Genomic DNA, 19288 nt, shown 5'->3' on the forward strand with positions numbered 1-19288 from the left:
GAGCTATTGGCTGCGCACCGCGCCTTGCATCCCCTCCCGCCAAAACCGCTGCGCGACCCCTGGGAGATCGTGAACAGGCTCTTAGCGCTGGAGAGTTCCCTCTACATCAGACAAACGCGACAGCCATAAGAAATTCTTCATGTAAGCTCGCGGTCAGTAAGTAATACCACTGACCCCCACCGAGGAGATGACATGCTGATTGGTGTGCCTGCGGAATCCATGGCAGGAGAGACCCGGGTCTCTGTGACGCCCGAGACGGTCAAGAAGCTCAAGGCCCAGGGCCACACCCTGCGCATCGAGTCGGGGGCAGGCGTTGCGGCCAGCGTGCCAGATGCGGCGTATGAAGCTGCGGGCGCCGAAATATCTGACGCCGCTGGCGCCTGGGGCGCTGATCTCGTACTCAAGGTGCGCGGCCCCTCCGAGGCCGAAACACCGCGTCTGCGCTCGGGCACCACGCTGGTGGGAATGCTCAACCCCTTTGACGCGGCAGGCCTGCAGCGCCTGGCCACTGCAGGGGTCATCGCGTACGCACTCGAAGCCGCTCCGCGCACCACGCGCGCACAAAGCATGGACGTGTTGTCTTCCCAGGCCAACATTGCAGGCTACAAGGCCGTGATGATTGCGGCCGACCGGTATCAGCGGTTTTTTCCGATGCTGATGACCGCCGCGGGCACCGTCAAGGCGGCCCGTGTGGTGATCCTGGGTGTGGGTGTGGCGGGGCTGCAGGCCATTGCTACGGCCAAGCGCCTGGGCGCTGTGATCGAGGCGTCGGACGTACGCCCCAGTGTCAAGGAGCAGGTGGAGTCGCTGGGTGGCAAGTTCATTGACGTGCCCTACGAAACCCAGGAAGAAAAAGACGCCGCCGAAGGCGTGGGCGGCTACGCCCGCCCCATGCCCCAAAGCTGGCTGGACCGCCAGAAGGCCGAGGTGGCCAAGCGGGTGGCCCAGGCCGATGTGGTCATCACCACAGCCCTCATCCCCGGCCGCGCTGCGCCCGTGCTGGTGACGGAAGACATGGTCAAGTCCATGAAGGCCGGTTCGGTGATTGTGGACATCGCTGCTGGCAAGGGGCCGGAGGGTCCTCATGGGGGCCACGGCGGCAACTGCCCGCTCACGGAAGCGGACAAGATTGTGGTCAAGCACGGCGTAACTTTGGTGGGCGAAACCAATCTGCCCGCCCTGGTGGCGGCCGATGCGTCGTCGCTGTATGCGCGCAACGTGCTCGACTTTCTCAAACTCATCATCAACAAGGAAGGTGCCCTGCACATGGACCTGCAGGACGACATCGTCGTCGCCTGCCTCATGGCGCACGAGGGTACGGTGAAGCGCGCATGAGCCGACTGAAGAATCTGAAAGATATGTTTTCCCTGAAATCACGTTGCGGCAGCTTGCTGCTGGCCGCATCGGCGGTGGCGGGTCTGGTGGGTTGTGCCCCCATTCCCGCAGGCCCAGCCGAATACAGCGCGGGCCGCACGCGTGTTGTGCTGCCGAATACCGCCTGGGAAGATTTGGGCGCTTCGAACGAGGCATTGCCTTTGGCGCCTGGTCCGGGTGCGTTTCCTCTGCAGACCCGCGCCATGGCGCTGCGCGGTGCCAACAAGGAGCTGATGGCCGTGCTGCTGGTGCAGACCAACCGCACCGACCAGCCCCGCAACCCCACCCTCTGGACGGGCGCTTGTCCGCAGCAGCAGGGCTTGCTGGTGGAAGACGCCACGTCTGCCAGTCCGGTGCGCATTGATTGCTTGCGCTTCAAGCGCTGGGCCAACAATGCCGGCTGGATCGAGAAGAACCACCCCGAGGTAGCGCGTTGGATGGCCCAGCGCAACGCAGAACCGGCCCAGCCTTACTCGCACCTGAACTACCGATTTGCGACCGAGGGAGGTTCATACGTGGAGGTCAATGCGATGGTGGACCAGCGTTTGCTGCGTCCCAAGACGTCCAATAACGAAGAATTTCTGCGCGCGGGACAGCCCGCGCAAGAGTGGAGCAAAAAGGTGGCAGACGCCGCGCGCCTGAGCACGGGCATGGCGGATGGCTTTTTTGCCGTTCCGCCGTTTCCCCTGCCTTTGCCCCAGTAGCCCCTGCGTTCTCTCACCCTGATCTGGAGCCATCGACATGGGCGTTGTCCTGCAAATTCTGGGTCTGGTCATCACGTTCACCATGGCGATGGAAGCCTTGCGCCGCTTTGGGATTGACGTGGGCTGGCTCAATCCGTTGACGTTCTTTCATCGGCGCGCTTGGCGCAAGAAGGTCTCTACCCCGCCGTTGTATGCGCTGGACCATCCGGTGGACGTGGTTGCCGTGTTGGCCCTGGCCACCGTGCAGACCACCGGCGCCATCACGGTCGAGCAGAAGGCGGGCGTTCAGGCGCTGTTGCGTGACCATTTGGCGCTGAGCGACTCGGATGCCAGCAACCTCTGGGTGGCCAGCGCCCATCTGCTGCGCAACCGGCCGCTGGATGTGAGCGAGCTTCCCGCCGTGCTGGCGCAAAGTGCCGACAAGTTCACCGACTACCACTTGCAGACCCTCAAGGTGGTCATGCGCTCGGCAGCACTGATCGAGCCGCCCATCAACTCCGCGCAGCAGCAGCTGATGGATGCCGTGGACGCCTACTTCGCCAAGAAGCAGGCGGCCTCTGGACCCTGGTCTTCTGGAACATAACGCTGAACGAAGGACTCCCATGGACGCCGTCTCTCCCACCCTCATCAACCTCATCATCTTTGTGCTGGCCATCTATGTGGGCTACCACGTGGTGTGGACCGTGACCCCCGCCTTGCACACACCACTCATGGCGGTAACCAATGCGATCTCGGCCATCGTCATCGTGGGGGCCATGCTGGCCGCCGCACTGACGGAGACCACCCTGGGCAAAAGCATGGGCGTACTGGCGGTGGCACTCGCGGCCGTCAATGTGTTTGGCGGCTTCTTGGTCACGCGCCGCATGCTGGAGATGTTCAAGAAAAAAGAGAAGAAGACCGCAGCCCCCAAGGCTGAAGGAGGCCAGGCATGAGCATGAATCTCGTCACGCTGCTGTACCTGGTGGCCAGCGTCTGTTTCATTCAGGCCCTCAAGGGCCTGTCGCACCCCACCACATCCATCCGCGGGAACGTGTTTGGCATGACCGGAATGGCCATTGCCGTGCTCACCACCGCCGCGCTCATCGTCGAGCTGTCGGGTGGCAAGGCGCAGGGCATGGTCTACGTGCTGGGCGCGCTGGTGGTGGGGGGGGCGGCGGGCGCCATCATGGCCAACCGCGTCGAGATGACCAAGATGCCCGAGCTGGTGGCCTTCATGCACAGCATGATCGGCCTGGCAGCGGTGTGTATCGCAGTGGCGGTGGTGGCCGAGCCCTGGGCGTTTGCCATTGTGGCCAGGGGCGAGCCCATTCCGGGCGGCAACCGCATCGAGCTGGCGCTGGGCGCGTTCATTGGCGCGGTCACGTTCAGTGGCTCGGTGATTGCCTTCGGCAAGCTGTCGGGCAAGTACAAGTTCCGCCTGTTCCAGGGCGCACCGGTGCAGTTTGCCGGGCAGCACAAGCTCAACCTGTTGCTGGGCCTGGCCGTGCTGTTCTTCTGCTTTGGCTTCTGGCATTCGCAAAGCTGGATTGACATCGTGCTGGTGATTGCGCTGGGTTTCATCCTGGGCGTGCTCATCATCATCCCAATTGGCGGCGCCGACATGCCGGTGGTGGTCTCCATGCTCAACAGCTACTCGGGCTGGGCGGCGGCGGGCATTGGTTTCTCGCTCAACAACTCCATGCTGATCATTGCCGGATCGCTGGTGGGCAGCTCGGGCGCAATACTCTCGTACATCATGTGCAAGGCCATGAACCGCTCGTTCTTCAACGTGATCCTGGGCGGGTTTGGCGGGGACGCGACCACCGCTGCCGCGGGTGCGACGGAGCAGCGCCCCGTCAAAACCGGCAGTGCCGACGATGCCGCCTTTGTGCTGGGCAATGCCGAGACCGTGGTCATCGTGCCCGGCTACGGCCTGGCCGTGGCACGCGCCCAGCATGCGGTGAAGGAACTGGCCGCCAAGCTCACCGAGAAGGGCATCACCGTCAAATACGCCATCCACCCCGTGGCGGGCCGCATGCCCGGCCACATGAACGTGCTGTTGGCCGAGGCCGAAGTGCCCTATGACCAGGTGTTCGAAATGGAAGACATCAACGGCGAGTTCGGCCAGGCCGACGTCGCCATCATTCTTGGTGCCAACGACGTGGTGAACCCCGCCGCGCACACCAAGGGCAGCCCCATCTACGGCATGCCCATTCTGGAGGCCTACAAGGCCAAGACGGTGATCGTGAACAAGCGGTCCATGGCGGCGGGTTATGCCGGCCTGGACAATGAACTGTTCTACATGGACAAGACCATGATGGTCTTTGGCGACGCCAAAAAGGTCGTCGAAGACATCGGCAAAGCCATCGAGTAGATCGAGTAGACGGTTTTCCGCACAAAGCGGACGGGCTTCCCCCCACAGCCCGTTCCGCATAGGGAAACTACACACCCCCAGAACCAGCACCGGCAGACACAATGCCGGGGTTCCATCGCAATGACAAGTTTGGAGAGACACACCATGACCGACCGCCCCTGGCTGACCGCTTACCCGCAAGGCGTTCCTGCTGACATCGACACCTCGCAGTACCCGTCCCTTGTTGCCTTGATGGACGAGGCCTTCACCAAGTACGCCGACCGCGTGGCCTACAGCTTCATGGGCAAGGACGTCACCTATCGCCAGACCGACTCGCTCTCTAGCGCGTTTGCGGCCTACCTGCAGGGCCTGGGCCTGACCAAGGGCGACCGCGTGGCCATCATGATGCCCAACGTGCCGCAGTACCCCGTCACCGTGGCCGCCATCCTGCGCGCTGGTTTTGTGGTGGTCAACGTGAACCCGCTGTACACGCCGCGCGAGCTGGAGCACCAGCTCAAGGACTCCGGCGCCAAGGCCATCGTCATCATCGAAAACTTTGCCGCCACGCTGCAAAGCTGCATTGCGAACACGCCGGTCAAACATGTGGTGCTGGCGGCCATGGGCGACCAGCTGGGCCTGCTCAAAGGCACGCTGGTCAACTACGTGGTGCGCAACGTCAAGAAGATGGTGCCCACGTTCGACCTGCCCGGCGCCGTGCGCTTCAACGATGCGGTGGCCCAGGGCACACGCGGCACGCTCAAAAAACCTGACATCAAGCCCGACGACATTGCCCTGCTGCAATACACCGGTGGCACCACCGGCGTGAGCAAGGGTGCCGTGCTGCTGCAGCGCAACGTGATTGCCAACGTGCTGCAGTCCGAAGCCTGGAACAACCCCGTCATGAAACAGGTGCCAGCAGGCGAGCAGCCCACCAGCATCTGCGCGCTGCCGCTGTATCACATCTTCGCGTTCACCGTGAACATGATGCTGAGCATGCGCACCGGCGGCAAAACCATCCTCATCCCCAACCCGCGCGATCTGCCTGCGGTGCTCAAAGAGCTGTCCAAGCACACGTTCCACAGCTTCCCGGCTGTGAACACGCTGTTCAACGGGCTGGCCAACCACCCCGACTTCAACACCGTGAACTGGAAGAACCTCAAGGTCTCGGTGGGTGGTGGCATGGCGGTGCAGGGCGCGGTTGCCAAGCTGTGGCTGGAGAAGACGGGTTGCCCCATCTGCGAAGGTTATGGCCTGTCAGAAACCAGCCCCTCGGCCAGCTGCAACCCCGTGACCGCCAAAGAGTTCACCGGCACCATCGGCGTGCCGATTCCTGGCACCTGGATGAAGCTGCTGGACGACGAGGGCAACGAAGTCACCACCCTCGGCCAGCCCGGCGAAATCGCCATCAAGGGCCCGCAGGTCATGGCGGGCTACTGGCAGCGCCCCGACGAAACCGCCAAGGTCATGACCGACGACGGCTACTTCAAGTCGGGTGACATCGGCATCATGGACGAACGCGGCTACTTCAAGATCGTGGACCGCAAGAAGGACATGGTGCTGGTCAGCGGCTTCAACGTGTACCCGAACGAGGTCGAAGAAGTGGTGGCCAACTGCCCCGGCGTGCTCGAATGCGCCGTGGTGGGTGTGCCCGACGAGAAGACGGGCGAAGCCGTCAAACTCGTGATCGTGAAGAAAGACCCGGCGCTGACCGAAGCGCAGGTGAAGGAATACTGCAAGGCCAACCTCACGGGCTACAAGCAGCCGCGTGTGATCGAGTTCCGTACCGAGCTTCCAAAAACTCCCGTGGGCAAGATCCTGCGGCGCGAGCTGCGCGACAAGAAGTGACGCATGGATGGGGCTTACACGCCCCGTCTCACCCCTCAGGCGGCTTCGGCCGCTTTTGTTTTTCCTGGAGAGTCCATGACCACCGCCATCCTTAGCGCCTTGCCCGAAGAGCAAAGCTCGCTCGTCCAGCACTTGGCGCACCCCCAGCGCCTGATGCACGCGGGCCGCGCCTTCTGGCTGGGTGACCTGCACGGCAGGCGGGTGGTGCTGGCGCTGTCGGGCATTGGCAAGGTGGCTGCTGCCACTACAGCCACGGCGCTCATCGAGCGGTTTGGCGTGGCGCGCATTGTGTTCACCGGTGTGGCGGGCGGCGTGGGGGATGGGGTGCAGGTGGGCGACGTGGTGGTGGCGCAGGACTACCTCCAGCACGACATGGACGCCTCCCCCCTGTTCCCGCGCTGGGAGGTGCCCGGCTACGCGCGCAGCCGACTGGTCTGTGATGTGGCACTGTCTGCTCTGCTTTTAGGAGCTGCTACCGCTTGTGTATCAAGCGCTAGCGGCCAATTTGGCTTGAAATCCTCGGCGCAGGGCGGATCGGAAGCGCCACTGCACCGTGCCCACCACGGCCTGATTGCCAGCGGCGACCGCTTTGTCTCCAGCGCCGATGAGTGTGTGCGCCTGCGCACCACGTTGCACGACGCCGGCCACGACGTACTGGCCGTAGAAATGGAAGGCGCCGCCGTCGCCCAGGTGTGCCACGACTACGGCATCCCCTTCGCCGCCGCCCGCACCATCTCCGACCGCGCCGACGACACCGCCCACGTGGACTTCCCCCTCTTCGTGCAAACCGTAGCCAGCCGCTACGCCGAACACATGGTGCTGGCGTTTTTGCAAAAACTATCAAATTGATAGCTGTTGGCGCTTGATGGATAAGCGCTAGGGGCTAATTTGACTCATATTTTTCGCTGAAGTGACCGCCAGTCCCATCATCGGCTTGGCCCCGGCTTCGACAAGCTCAGCCCGAACGGGCAGGGGCGTGGGTTTGGGTTCGGGGGAGTCGTAGTGCCCGCGGCCCCCAGTTCCGCCACCACGCCGTGAAACCGGCGTGCCCCAAATACCAGCGCCACCGCGGAACCGGCTCTGCCGGGCCGCTGGAGGCGTCCCCCCTCGGGGGGGAAGGCGCGCAGCGCCACAGGGGAGCTACTTCAACCAGCCGCGTTTGCGGAAGTACCACATAGGCCCCAGCGCACTGGCCACCATCAGCGCCACCACATAGGGGTAGCCGTACGCCCACTCCAGCTCGGGCATGAATTTGAAGTTCATGCCGTACACGCTCGCGATCAGCGTGGGCGGCAGCAGCGCCACGCTGGCCACCGAGAAGATCTTGATGATCTTGTTCTGGTTGATGTTGATGAAACCGACCGTGGCGTCCATCAAGAAGTTGATCTTGTCGAACAGGAAGGCCGTGTGGTTGTCCAGCGACTCGATGTCGCGCAGGATCTGGCGGGCTTCCTCGAACTGCTCGGAGTTGAGCATCTTGCTGCGCATCATGAAGCTCACCGCGCGGCGCGTGTCCATCACGTTGCGGCGGATGCGGCCGTTCAAGTCTTCCTGGCGCGCGATGGCGGCCAGCACTTCTCCGGCGCGGGTGTCGGTCACGTCGCCTGCCAGCACCTGTTTGCTCACCGCTTCGAGCTCGTCATAGATGTTTTCCAGCGTGTCGGCCGAATACTCGGCGTCGGCATCGAACAGCTTGAGCAGCACCTCCTTGGCGTCTTCGATGAGGCCCGGCGCACGGCGCGCGCGCATGCGCAGCAGGCGGAACACGGGCACGTCTTCATCGTGGATGGAGAACAGCACGCCCCGGCTTTTGAGGTTGGCGTTGTGCTGGTTCAGGATGAAGGCCACGCGCACCGAGCGGGGGTCTTCGTCGTCATCGATCAAAAAGTCGCTGCGGATGTGCAGCTCGCCATTGTCTTCTTCGTAGAAGCGGGCGGATTCCTCGATGTCCTCGTCCATCGCATCCTCGGGGATGGACAGGCCGTAGTGCTGCTTGATCCAGCGTTTTTCTTCGAGGGTGGGGGCTTCCAGGTCGACCCAGATGGGCTGGAAGCGGGTCAGTTCTTCCAGGGATTCGATTTCTTCCTGGAACAGCCGGCCATTGGCGAGCGTGAAGATGTTGAGCATGGGCTCACTCCCTTGTTATGTGGCGTCGTCTGCGGTGGGGGCATGGGTTGCTTTCAACCCCACAGCAGCTGGGCCAGGGAGCTGAAAGCTACCAACTGGGGTAGGTTTCCAAGGAGCTTTCTCCGTAAAAGTAAGCGAGCGGCGGATTATGGCACCGCGGGGCGGCAAGGCGGTGACGCCGGGCCCTCCGCTGAGACCGTGAACAACACGGTCTCAGTCTGCGCGGACGGCGGTTGCGCCGCGCACCGTGGCCAGCGCACGGCACAGGTCCGCCCAGGCGGCGGCCTTGTTGTCTTGGGATCGCAGCAAAAAGGCCGGGTCGTAGGTGACCACAGCCGGGCAACCGGCCAGCTGGTGCGGCCCGGCGCGCAGGCGGCCCAGGGGCTCGGTGCGGCCCAGCGCTGCGCGGGCGGCCACATGGCCGAGCACCAGCACCATGGCGGGCTGCAGGGTGGCGACGGTGTCTGCCAGGGTGGCCGCGATGTCGGCGCCCTGGGCTTCGGTGCCAGGCGCGGCACGTTCCAAGGTCGCCAGAAACACCCGCGGGTGGCGGTGCAGCTGCATGGCGCGCAGCATGTTGTCCAGCAGGCGCCCGGCATCCCCCCCCAGCGGGTCGGCGGGGGTGAGGCTTTCGGTGACGATGAGCCAACCTGCCCCCAGCTCGGTGGGTGTCTGGGCCGGATCGGCACCGGGGTAGAGCGCCTGGGCGGGGTGCAGTTTGAGCGCGGGGGCCGCAGAGGCAGAGGCAGCGACAGGGGCGGTGGTCTGGGGGATGTTGTTCGTACTGGCTGGCGCCGCTGCCGTCGTGCGTGCAGCCAGCGGTGCGGGTGGGCGCGGCGCCGCGACAGGGATGGACGACCGCGGTTGTTCTACAGCGGGGTGGCTGGGGGCCACGGGCGCAGCGGTCACAGTTGCGGGCGGGCCCCACACGGTGACGCCCATTTCTAGCAGCATGGCGCGTTGGCGCGCATCGAGGTGAAGGCTCATACGGGTGTGCGGTGCATCTTGGCGGGATTAAAGCGGCAGGCTCATGACCACTGCGTCTTCGCGTTGACCCTGGTCTGCGGGGTAGTAGCGCTTGCGCTCGCCCACGCGGCGGAAGCCATGGACCTGGTAGATGTGTTGGGCGCGCAGATTGCTGGCGCGCACCTCCAGCCACAGCCATTGGGCACCGCGCCCGCGCGACCACAGGGCCAGCGCATCCAGCAGCACCCGCGCCCAGCCCTGGCGTTGAAACTCGGGCGTGACGGTGATGTTGAGCAAGTGCACTTCGTCCACGCCCATCATGGCCACAAAGTAGCCCAGCAGGTGGTCCCCGGCCATCAGCACCTGGGCCTGGTAGCCCGAAGCCAGCGCGTCGGTGAAGTTGCCGCGTGTCCAGGGGTGGGTGTAGGCGCGCAGCTCCACCGCCAGCACGGCGTCGAGCTGCGCGAGCGTCAGCGCTTCAAAGCGCGCTTCAGGCCGCGAATTCGGTGCGTCGTCGTCAGAGGACGTGGGTAAGGCGCTCATGCGGGTCAGGGTTGGGCTGCGGGCGGGTTGGCGCGCAGGGCAGCGCGTTCGACCGTGGTTTGTGCCACTTTATCGCGGATATAGCGGGGCAGTGCATCGCTGGCGGGCATGCCGCCGCCCGCGGCCAGCAGGGCGGGCGCCAGGCGCAACAGGGCCGTGGCGGTGGGCAACGCCACCACGTGGGGGGCGGTGGGGGCCAGGCGGTCACCATAGGGCGCGCGTGCGTTGCCCGCCACGGTCCACCCGGCGGGAGGCAACACGGTTTCGGGGGCGCCCAGACCAAAGTCGGCATCGGTGCGCCATCCGCTGTCGCCGCCCAGCCACTCGCACTGCGCGTGGTAGACCTCGTCCATCCGCGCGTCCAGCACGGCCACCACCTGCGTGCAGCCATATTGCTGGCGGGCTTCTTCGGCCACGGCCAGCAGGGTATCTATCGGCAACACGGGCACGCCCTGGCCCCCGCGCGCGCCAAAAGCCAGCCCCTGCGCCACTGCACAGGCCGTACGCAGGCCGGTGAACGAGCCGGGGCCTCGGCCAAACACGATGGCGTCCAGCGTGTCGAACGACAGTCCTGCCTGCGCGAGCAACTGGCGCACCGTGGGGATCAGGGTGGCCGAAGCCTGCGGACCGCCGGGGCCCGTGTGTTGCCACACGGTATCGCCATGCTGCACGGCGATAGAAAGCGTGTCGGTACTGGTGTCAAAGGCAAGCAGGTTCATGGGACCAAGGTGCGGGGGCGGTGAAAACAGTCGGTGGTCAATGAATGGTCAAGGCGCGGAGTTGCCCACGGCTGCCGCGGGGGGCTTTGGGGCCGCCGGCACAGCGCCCTGGCTTTTGCGCAGCACGCCCAGCAGGATACCGGCGGTCACCAGCAGCAACCCGGCAATGAGGTTCCAGTACATGGGTTCGTTCAGAAACATCACGGCGCCCATGGCCGAGAGCCCGGGCACCAGCGCGGTGATCATGGTCGAACGCACGGGGCCATAGTGCTGGATCATGCGCGTAAAGCTGATGCCCGAGATCACCACCGAGCCGCCGCCCTGGAACACCATCTGAAAGGCGATTTCGCTCCACGGCGCGATGGACAGGTGGCTGGTGACCGCACCCAGTGCCACCAGCAGTGCGTAGGACGGTACATAGACCATGCAGGCAAAGGCAGTGATCGCAATGGTGGCCTGCACCGCATCGACTGCGTGGCGCCGCGCCAAGACGCTGTAGGTGGCCCAGCACGAGGCGGCGAGCATGAACAGCACGTCGCCCTTCCACACATCACCCCCCGAAAAAGCCGCCAGCAGGCTGCGCCCACCCACCAGCAGGTCGCCCGCCACGATCAGCACCAGCCCGGCGGCCCGCAGTGGGGTGATGTGGTCGCGCAGCAGCACGGCAGCAAGAATCGCCGTCCACAGTGGCAGGCTGCCGGGCATGAGCACTGCGGCGTGGGTGGCGGGGGCATGAAAGAACCCCGAGTAAGCCAGCATGGCGTAAAGCAAGCCACCAAACGTGCCCAGCAAGGCCGTGGTGCGCAACGGCAAGGGCGAGACGCCCCAGAGGCTGGACGCAGGCGCTTGGACACTTTGTGCACCCAGCGCCGCCCGGCGTCGCCGCACCATCCACCATCCCCAGGGCAGCAGCACCAGGCTGGCGCCGGTGATGCGCAGCAGGGCAATGTCGAAGGGGGTGAGCGTGCGCTGGGCCGAGGCGCGGGCAATGACGATAAAGCCCGTCCAGATGACGACGGTGACCACCGCCGCCAGCAGGCCCAAGGTTCGAGGAGAAAAGCGCATCCGGTGGATTATCGGTGCGGGGGGTCTGCTGCGCTGGCCGCCGGGCTTGCTGTGGGTTGGCGGCTCGTCGAAAGCTAGACTCCCGCCATGTTGTCCTTTCCTGATATCTGGCGCCGGGCTGCTCTGCGCAACGCCATGGGTTTAACTGTCATCGTGACCGCCATGGCCTTGCCTGTCATGTCAGCAGGCGCACAGCCCGCCCCCTCTGCGCCCAGTAGTCCGCTGCCCTCAGAAGTCGAAGCAGCCCTGGCCCGCGCCAGGCTGCCGCGGGATGCCCTGTCGGTGGTGGTGGTGGATGCCCAAGGCGGGCGCACCCCCGTACGCCTGGCCCACCGGGCGCAGGTGCCCGTCAATCCGGCGTCGGTGATGAAGTTGGTAACCACTTATGCCGCACTGGAGCAACTGGGCCCTGCCTACGTGTGGAATACCCCGGTGTACGTGCAGGGCTCGGTGCAGGAAGGCAGCTTGCGGGGCAATGTGTTCATTCAGGGCCAGGGCGACCCCAAGCTGGTCATGGAGCGCCTGTGGTTGATGATGCGGCGCCTGCAAGGCCAGGGCATTCAGGTCATCGTGGGCGACATCGTGCTCGACCGCACGGCCTTCGATGTACCCGACCACGATCCGGCCCGTTTTGACGGTGAGCCCTTGCGGCCCTACAACGCCGCGCCCGATGCTTTGCTGCTGAACTACAAATCGTCGGTGATGACCTTTGTGCCCGACGTGTCGGCAGGCCTGGCCCGCATCCAGTACGACCCGCCTTTGGCGGGCGTGCAGCGCCAGGCCACCGTGGCGCTGGCGGCGGCAGGCACCGAGTGTGGTGACTGGCGCGGGGCCTTGCGGGCAGAGCTTGTCGATCCGGTCAAGGTCAGCTTTCAGGGCGTGTACCCCGCAGCCTGTGGCGAGCGGGTGTGGCCCGTGGCGGCGCCCGACCCGCGCGGCTTTGCGGCGCGCGCCGTGGAGGGCATGTGGCGCGAGCTGGGCGGCAAGCTCACGGGCAGTGTGCGCGAGGGCAAGGTGCCTGCGGGGCTCAAGCCTGCATTTGTGGTCACTTCGCCTGCGCTGGCCGAGGTGGTGCGCGACGTGAACAAATACAGCAACAACGTGATGGCGCAGCACGTGTTTCTGACCCTGGCGCTGCAAAAGAACGGCGTCGCCACCTTCGACGGCGCGCGTGAAGCCCTTCGCCAGTGGTGGCAGGTGCGCATGGGTGACGCGGAGCTGCCGCTGGCCGACAACGGCGCGGGGCTGAGCCGCGACGCCCGCATCACGGCGCAGGCGCTGGCCCGCATGCTGCAGGTGGCCTGGGTGTCGCCGGTGATGCCGGAGCTGGTGGCTTCGCTGCCCATCTCGGGAGTCGATGGCACCCTGCGCCGCAGCCAGAGCCGCGCAGGCACCGCCCACCTCAAAACGGGCAGTCTGCGCGATGTGATGGCGGTGGCTGGTTATGTGCACGCCGCCAGCGGGCGCCGGTATGTGCTGGTGGCCGTGGTCAACCATGCCAACGCGGGGGGCGCCCGCCCTGTTCTGGATGCCCTCACCGACTGGACCGCCCGCGACCAGTGAATAATCACCGGCGCGCTGCTGTGCCAGCGCTGCACTTTGAACAGGCTCTTGGCCCGTCCTTCCATGCCATCCTCTGAACTCATTGGCTACCTGGCCGCTGCCCTCACCACCTGCAGCTTTGTCCCCCAGGCGCTGCACACCTTCCGCACGCGGGACGTGAGTGGCATCTCGCTGGGCATGTACAGCGTGTTCACCGCGGGCATTGCACTGTGGTTGGTGTACGGGCTGGCGCTGGCGGCGTGGCCCATCGTGGCGGCCAACGCCATCACCTTGGTGTTGGCCAGCGCCATCCTGGGGATGAAGCTGATGTATGGAGCGCGTGGCCCTCGCTGACGGCTGAGCCGTTGTGGGCTGGGATGTTTGGGGGCTGGCGGGCGTCGAGCCTGTCGCCTAGGCGTCTGTCACGCGGTGTCGCCCGCGTTATCCCCAATGGATGTTGCAGTGCAGGTGCGCGCACGATGCGTCGTTCTTCACTGACCGAGGGTTCCATCCATGACGTATTTCCGCCTTACCTGTGTCGCCGCCGCTGCGGTCCTGCTTGTCGCCTGCGGTGGCTCTGACGACCCCGCGCGCGGGGCGTTGATCGACCCGCCAGCCACGCTGACCACCTTGACCGCGGCCCAGATCGACGCGGGCACCGCTGCCAGTGGCCTGCAGGCCATCAGCGGCAAGGCCAAATGTGATGTAAAGGTGGTGGCGCTGAACTACGCCACCGCAGGCGCCAAAAGCGGCGAAAGCACCAACGCCTCGGGCGTGATGCTGGTGCCCGCAGGCAGTTGCACCACCGCTGCACCCCTGGTGGCCTACGCCAAGGGCACCGACGTGCAAAAGCCGCGCACCCTGGCCAACCCGCAAGACAGCGAGACCTTCTTGCTGGCCGCCATGTATGCAGCCCAAGGGTATGCCGTGGTGGCCACCGACTACCTGGGTTTTGCCAAGTCGGGCTACAGCTACCACCCCTACCTGCATGCCGACTCGGAAGCCACCTCGGTCATCGACTCGGTGCGCGCAGCCCGCAATGCGGCGGGCACCGTGGGCGCCAACCTGTCGGGCAAGGTCATGTTCACCGGCTACTCGCAGGGCGGGCACTCGTCGATGGCGGCGCATCGCTCGGCTGAGCGCGACTACGGCACTGAATTCAATGTGGTGGCGGGCGCCCACCTGGCCGGCCCTTACAACCTGTCGGGTTCGCTGCGCATTCCTGACGCGATTGCCGGTGTGCAGTTCTTCGTGCCCTACCTGGTGACTGCGTGGCAGAAGGTATACGGCGATGTTTACAGCGACGTGAAGACGGTGTTCAAGGCGCCTTACTCCGGCTACATCGAGAACCTGCTGCCCAACCCGACGCTGAACTACACGACGTTGGTCACCTCCGGCATGTTGCCCGGCGGCACGCCCAACCAGGCGCGTGATGCGGTCTTCCAGCCAGACTTCATCACGGGCTCGCAGACCAGCACCACCCACCCCCTGTTCCTTGCCGCCAAAAAGAACGATCTTCTGGGCTGGAGCCCCAAGGCGCGCACGCTGCTGTGCGGCGGCGCGGGGGACCCTACGGTGCCGCCAGCCATCCACCAGGTGGTGATGAAGGCCGACTTTGACAGCCGGGGCCTGACCAACGTGACATCGGTGGACGTGGACGCAGCCATCCAGGCCACCTTCGGCACGGGCGGCAAAGCCCCGACCGACCCCATCTCGCCCGCGTTTGCGGCCTACTACGGCAGCTACCACGGTACGTATGAGCCACCGTTCTGCCATGCGCAGGCCCGTGCCGTGTTCGAAACCGTCAAGTAAGCGAAGCGCGTCTGCCCTGCCTGTGCAGGGCGGGCGCACAGCAAAAAGCCGACCCTGGGGTCGGCTTTTTCTTTGAGCGTTATTGCTTTGTGTGTGTCTTGGCGGCGCGCTCCACGCGCGCCGTCACACCACGGCGGATGGTTTACCAGCGTGCCTTCAGGCGGTCATGGGCGTAGGTCCCGAACTGGCGCTGCGCCGACGGAGTGAGGTAGACCAAATCGGCGAAAACATACGAAGCCTGATTGGCACCCGACAGCAGGGTCGAGGTGTTGCACAGGGCCGAGTTGACCTGGCCCGCGCCAATGCCGATGCCGTTGGTGGCGTCCACCGATGTGCACACGGCGGTTGTTGAGTTGTTGAAGCCGTAGTTGGCGGGTATGTCGGCGTACAGGTTCACGTAGTAGGCCAGGTCCACGTACAACACGTTGGCGCCCAGGTCCACAATGCCCACGAGCAAGCCGTCGTTGAAGCGGCTGCTGGCATCTGCCAGCAGGGCTTCACGGCCGATGGTCTTGGCCCAGGGGGTCTTGCTCAGGTTGTAGGTGCCGGCCACCACCACGTACTTGGCGCCGGCCGTCACCAGGCGTCGCACCTGTGCGGCCATGTCTTCACCAGCCTTGCGGGAGGCGGCCACCATGGCGGCTTCGGTCTGCGTTCCTGCGTTGACGGCGGCCATGCCGGCGATCACATCGCTGATGCCGCCACTCAAGATCACCACATCGTTGGCGCCAAAGCTGCCGCTGGCCAGAAAGGTATCGATCTGCTCGGTGATGGTGGGGGTGCTGGCGTTGCCTGCCGCGTCGGGCTTGGCGGCCACACGGGCATTGCCGACTGCGTAGCTCTTGCCGCCCGTTGCCGCTGGTGTCAGGGACTTGCCATAGTTGGCCGCTACCTGCAGGGTCCAGTTGCTCACGCTGCCGTCGTTGACGGTGTAGAGCGAGCCTTTTTGCCCCACGTCGCTGTTGGCATCGCCAAACGCGATAAAGCGCTCAGGGGTGATGGCTGATTCGGTGGTGCTTGAACCACAGGCCGCAAGCAACGCGGCCGACGCACATGCGGCGACCAGTACGGTGCGGCGCATCCAATTTGCTGCCATGTATTTCTCCAGAAAAGTGGGGGGTAGTTTAGCGGTGCAACGTCAACGCATGTAAAGCCGCCTTGCGCGGGCGGGATCAGGCGGCGGATGCACGTTGCAGTCGGTCGCGCACGCCTTCCCAGTCGGGACTGGCGGGCGGGGTTTCGATCCAGATCAGTTTCGCGCCCACATCGTCAAAGCCGCGCAGCACCGCAAACAGCTGCTGCGCAGTGGCGGCGGCGTCGTCGGGCATGCGGCGCATCACGAGCTTGGAGGATTGGGTGCGCAGCACGGCGCGCGCGTAGACCGCGATGTGGGCGGCTTCCGCGCCCAGCAGGTCCAGGCCGGTTTGCAGGGCCTTGGCGTCCATCAGCCGGACTTTGGCATGGGGCGCGTAGTGGGCTTCGAGCGTGCCCGAGGCGCGGGGTGTGAGCGCGGGCAGGTCTTCCTGGGACAAGGGCGCCGTGCCGCAGACCGCCCGAATCTGCTCGCGCGTGATGGCGCCGGGCCGCAGCAGCACGGGTACGCCGCGGGTGCAATCCACAATGGTCGATTCAATGCCTACAGCGCAGGGCCCGCCGTCCAGCACCAGCAGGTCGGCGCCCAGCTCGTCCTGCACATGCTGGGCGGTGGTGGGGCTCACGCGGCCAAAGCGGTTGGCACTGGGCGCGGCCACGCCCCACACGGGTGGGCCGCCCTGGGCCTCCCCCTCGCCGGGCGCCGCACAGGCCAACAACAGCGCATGCGCCACGGGGTGCGCGGGGCATCGCAGGCCCACGCTGTTTTGGCCGCCGGTGGCAGCAGCGGCGACACCCGGCAGGCGCGGCAGGATGAGGGTGAGCGGGCCGGGCCAGAAGGCGTCGACCAGCTTTTGCGCAAATTCGGGCACCTCGCTGGCAAAGTGCGCAATGCCGTCGGCGTTGGCCACGTGCACGATCAGCGGGTGGTCGCTGGGGCGCCCCTTGGCGGCAAAAATCTGCGCCACGGCGGCATCGCTGCTGGCGTCGGCGGCCAGACCGTACACGGTTTCGGTGGGCAGGCCCAGCAGGGCGCCGCTGCGCACAGCCCGCGCTGCAGTGGCGATGGAGTCGGGCAGGGTGCCGTCAAGAATCATGGGTTGGAACGCTGTCTTCAGAACGGCGCAATGCCCAGCAGCGCAGCGGCTTGCAGGGCGGTGGCGCGGGCGGCCTGGGCGGTGGCGGCGGTGATGTTGAGGTGGCCCATCTTGCGGCCCCGCTTGGCTTCGCGTTTGCCGTACAGGTGCAGGTGCGTGCCGGGCAAGGCCAGCACCTCGGCCCAGGGGGGCGTCTGCTCGGCATCGCCATGGGCAAACCACAAATCACCCAGCAGGTTGAGCATGACGGCCGGGCTGTGCTGGCGCGGCTGCGTCAGCGGCAGGCCCGCCATGGTGCGCACCTGCAGTTCAAACTGCGACACATCGCAGGCGTTCTGGCTGTAGTGGCCGCTGTTGTGGGGGCGGGGGGCGATCTCGTTGACGACCAGGCTGCCGTCCTGCAGCACGAAGAACTCCACGCACAACACGCCCACGTACTGCAGGCCATTTGCTATCGAAATCGCAGCTGCTACCGCTTGCTGTATAAGCGCTGGAGGCAGATTTTGCTCAAAAACTTCGGTCACGGCCAGGATGCCGTCGCGGTGGAGGTTGCGCTGCACGGGCAGGTGCACGGTGGCGCCGCCAGCGCCCCGCGCCACGATCACCGAACATTCCAGCGCCAGCGGCAGCATCTTCTCCAGCACGCAGGGCACGTTGCCGACCGAAGCCCAGGCAGCGGCCAGTTCGGCGGCTGTCTTCACGCGGACCTGGCCCTTGCCGTCATAGCCCATGCGGGCCGTTTTCAAAATCCCAGGCAAGAGATCAGTGGATACGGCCGCCAGCTGCTCGGCCGTTTCGATCACTGCATACGGTGCGCAGGGCACTCCGCAGGCCACAAAGTGGGCCTTCTCTCGCGCACGGTCCTGCGCCACCGACACGGCGCTGGCTGCGGGCGATACCGGGCGCAGAGCGGCCAGCGTGGCGAGCGCGGCAGCGGGCACGTTCTCGAACTCGGTCGTCACCGCATCCGACAGGCGGGCCAGTTCGGCCAAGCCCTGCGGGTCTTCATAACCTGTCTGGATGTGGTGATGGCTCACCAGCCCGGCGGGGCTGGTCGGGTCGGCGTCGAGCACCGCGGTGAAGTAACCCATGGCCTGCGCCTGGTGCACAAACATGCGGCCCAGCTGGCCGCCGCCCAGCACGCCTAGCGTGGCGCCGGGGAGAAGGGGCTGATTGGTGAAATTTTTCATCGCCGGGCCGCCCCAAGATGAAAAAGCGGCCCCCTCGGGGGGCAGCGACCCGCGCAGCGGTGGAGCGTGGGGGTCTTGTTCATGGGGGCGGCAAGGTCATGTTGCGCGCCACCTCGGTCTGCTCGGCGCGGAATGCTTCGAGCCGCTGGCGCAGTTCGGGGCTTTCATTGGCCAGCAGCGCCACGGCAAACAGGGCCGCGTTGGCGGCGCCCGCTGTGCCGATGGCAAACGTGGCCACAGGAATGCCCTTGGGCATTTGCACGATGGAGTGCAGCGAGTCCACGCCCTGCAGGTGGCGGCTGGCCACGGGCACGCCCAGCACGGGCACCGTCGTCTTGGCGGCGATCATGCCGGGCAGATGGGCGGCTCCCCCGGCCCCGGCGATGATGGCCTTGAGGCCCCGGTCCGCAGCGGCCTCGGCGTAGGCAAACATGTCGTCGGGCATGCGGTGGGCCGACACGACGCGGGCCTCGTGGGCGATGCCGAACTGCTCAAGAATTTGCACTGCATGCTGCATGGTGTCCCAGTCGCTGCTGGAACCCATGACCACGCCGATCTGGATGGGTTTCATGGTGTTGGGGTGTCAGGTGGCGGGTTGAACCGAGATTGTTCATTAGGCGGCACTTCGTGCCTACGCAGTGTCTGGCGGTCGATTTGCGGCCATTTTGGCCCCTGCCTCGTCACCGATAGCGGGGCTCTCGGCTCCTCACCAGTGACCAAACTCCCTCGCAACTCGCCTCGCCAACCACCTGCGTCCTAATGAACAATCTCGGTTTAACCCGCCTGCACCGCTGTAGGTAGAACCCGCGATTTTACTTTTTGCGCCCCCCTTCTCGGCACCCGGACATTTCGATGGGCCAAAATAGCGCGAACAAGCACC

Annotated in this window: 19 protein-coding genes; 10 read left to right on the forward strand and 9 right to left on the reverse strand. The window is 65.5% G+C overall.

Features of this window, described 5'->3' with window-relative positions; translation table 11 throughout:
• Nucleotides 1–192 precede the first annotated feature (192 nt).
• The 7 genes from ACK41V_RS14585 to ACK41V_RS14615 all read left to right on the forward strand — a co-directional run bounded on the left by ACK41V_RS14585 (nucleotide 193) and on the right by ACK41V_RS14615 (nucleotide 7104).
• Nucleotides 193–1335: a Re/Si-specific NAD(P)(+) transhydrogenase subunit alpha gene (locus ACK41V_RS14585; protein ID WP_409783320.1), complete on the forward strand. Its 1143-nt coding sequence runs from the start codon at nucleotides 193–195 to the stop codon at nucleotides 1333–1335.
• Between the two features lie 23 nt (nucleotides 1336–1358).
• Nucleotides 1359–2078: a hypothetical protein gene (locus ACK41V_RS14590; protein ID WP_409783321.1), complete on the forward strand. Its 720-nt coding sequence runs from the start codon at nucleotides 1359–1361 to the stop codon at nucleotides 2076–2078.
• Between the two features lie 37 nt (nucleotides 2079–2115).
• Nucleotides 2116–2661, forward strand: a complete 546-nt coding sequence (locus tag ACK41V_RS14595) for a phenylacetic acid degradation protein (protein ID WP_409783322.1) — start codon at nucleotides 2116–2118, stop codon at nucleotides 2659–2661.
• A 19-nt stretch (nucleotides 2662–2680) separates the two neighbouring features.
• Nucleotides 2681–3010, forward strand: a complete 330-nt coding sequence (locus tag ACK41V_RS14600) for an NAD(P) transhydrogenase subunit alpha (protein ID WP_409783323.1) — start codon at nucleotides 2681–2683, stop codon at nucleotides 3008–3010.
• Nucleotides 3007–4431, forward strand: coding sequence for an NAD(P)(+) transhydrogenase (Re/Si-specific) subunit beta (locus ACK41V_RS14605; RefSeq protein WP_409783324.1), 1425 nt, complete (start codon nucleotides 3007–3009; stop codon nucleotides 4429–4431). The genes ACK41V_RS14600 and ACK41V_RS14605 overlap by 4 nt, the downstream gene beginning before the upstream one ends.
• 144 nt (nucleotides 4432–4575) lie before the next feature.
• Entirely contained in the window at nucleotides 4576–6255 is a 1680-nt protein-coding gene (locus ACK41V_RS14610) for a long-chain-fatty-acid--CoA ligase (protein ID WP_409783325.1), read from the forward strand.
• Nucleotides 6256–6330: 75 nt separating this feature from the next.
• Nucleotides 6331–7104: a 5'-methylthioadenosine/adenosylhomocysteine nucleosidase gene (locus tag ACK41V_RS14615; RefSeq protein ID WP_409783326.1), complete on the forward strand. Its 774-nt coding sequence runs from the start codon at nucleotides 6331–6333 to the stop codon at nucleotides 7102–7104.
• 291 nt (nucleotides 7105–7395) lie between these two features.
• On the opposite strand, the gene corA is transcribed toward ACK41V_RS14615, so the two are convergent.
• The 5 genes from corA to ACK41V_RS14640 form a co-directional block, all read right to left on the reverse strand.
• On the reverse strand, nucleotides 7396–8382 hold the full coding sequence (gene corA / locus ACK41V_RS14620; protein WP_409783327.1) for a magnesium/cobalt transporter CorA: 987 nt from the start codon (nucleotides 8380–8382) through the stop codon (nucleotides 7396–7398).
• A 213-nt stretch (nucleotides 8383–8595) separates the two neighbouring features.
• Nucleotides 8596–9369, reverse strand: coding sequence for a uracil-DNA glycosylase family protein (locus tag ACK41V_RS14625; RefSeq protein ID WP_409783328.1), 774 nt, complete (start codon nucleotides 9367–9369; stop codon nucleotides 8596–8598).
• Between the two features lie 27 nt (nucleotides 9370–9396).
• Nucleotides 9397–9891 (reverse strand): ribosomal protein S18-alanine N-acetyltransferase, encoded by a 495-nt coding sequence (rimI, locus tag ACK41V_RS14630; protein WP_409783329.1) that lies wholly within the window; start codon nucleotides 9889–9891, stop codon nucleotides 9397–9399.
• 5 nt (nucleotides 9892–9896) lie between these two features.
• The gene (tsaB, locus tag ACK41V_RS14635) at nucleotides 9897–10610 is read right to left on the reverse strand and encodes a tRNA (adenosine(37)-N6)-threonylcarbamoyltransferase complex dimerization subunit type 1 TsaB (RefSeq protein WP_409783330.1); all 714 of its coding nucleotides are present in this window, start codon (nucleotides 10608–10610) and stop codon (nucleotides 9897–9899) included.
• A gap of 48 nt (nucleotides 10611–10658) precedes the next feature.
• Nucleotides 10659–11675, reverse strand: coding sequence for a DMT family transporter (locus ACK41V_RS14640; RefSeq protein WP_409783331.1), 1017 nt, complete (start codon nucleotides 11673–11675; stop codon nucleotides 10659–10661).
• Between the two features lie 87 nt (nucleotides 11676–11762).
• Between ACK41V_RS14640 and dacB the strand changes: the two genes are divergently transcribed.
• The 3 genes from dacB (at nucleotide 11763) to ACK41V_RS14655 (ending at nucleotide 15029) form a co-directional block, all read left to right on the forward strand.
• A complete protein-coding gene (gene dacB, locus ACK41V_RS14645) occupies nucleotides 11763–13238 on the forward strand; it encodes a D-alanyl-D-alanine carboxypeptidase/D-alanyl-D-alanine-endopeptidase (protein ID WP_409783332.1) in 1476 nt (491 codons plus the stop codon).
• A 63-nt stretch (nucleotides 13239–13301) separates the two neighbouring features.
• A complete protein-coding gene (locus ACK41V_RS14650; protein WP_409783333.1) occupies nucleotides 13302–13571 on the forward strand; it encodes a SemiSWEET transporter in 270 nt (89 codons plus the stop codon).
• 159 nt (nucleotides 13572–13730) lie between these two features.
• Nucleotides 13731–15029, forward strand: a complete 1299-nt coding sequence (locus ACK41V_RS14655; RefSeq protein ID WP_409783334.1) for a lipase family protein — start codon at nucleotides 13731–13733, stop codon at nucleotides 15027–15029.
• Nucleotides 15030–15171: 142 nt separating this feature from the next.
• Here ACK41V_RS14655 and ACK41V_RS14660 read toward each other — a convergent pair whose 3' ends face one another.
• The 4 genes from ACK41V_RS14660 to purE all read right to left on the reverse strand — a co-directional run bounded on the left by ACK41V_RS14660 (nucleotide 15172) and on the right by purE (nucleotide 18979).
• Nucleotides 15172–16125, reverse strand: a complete 954-nt coding sequence (locus ACK41V_RS14660; RefSeq protein WP_409783335.1) for an SGNH/GDSL hydrolase family protein — start codon at nucleotides 16123–16125, stop codon at nucleotides 15172–15174.
• A 76-nt stretch (nucleotides 16126–16201) separates the two neighbouring features.
• Nucleotides 16202–17218 (reverse strand): L-threonylcarbamoyladenylate synthase, encoded by a 1017-nt coding sequence (locus ACK41V_RS14665; protein WP_409783336.1) that lies wholly within the window; start codon nucleotides 17216–17218, stop codon nucleotides 16202–16204.
• A gap of 17 nt (nucleotides 17219–17235) precedes the next feature.
• Complete coding sequence (locus tag ACK41V_RS14670; protein ID WP_409783337.1) at nucleotides 17236–18408, reverse strand: 5-(carboxyamino)imidazole ribonucleotide synthase; 1173 nt, start codon at nucleotides 18406–18408, stop codon at nucleotides 17236–17238.
• Between the two features lie 79 nt (nucleotides 18409–18487).
• Nucleotides 18488–18979, reverse strand: a complete 492-nt coding sequence (purE, locus tag ACK41V_RS14675) for a 5-(carboxyamino)imidazole ribonucleotide mutase (protein ID WP_409783338.1) — start codon at nucleotides 18977–18979, stop codon at nucleotides 18488–18490.
• Between the last annotated feature and the right edge of the window lie 309 nt (nucleotides 18980–19288).

It is taken from the genome of Acidovorax sp., assembly GCF_046291265.1.
Taxonomy (GTDB): domain Bacteria; phylum Pseudomonadota; class Gammaproteobacteria; order Burkholderiales; family Burkholderiaceae_C; genus Acidovorax.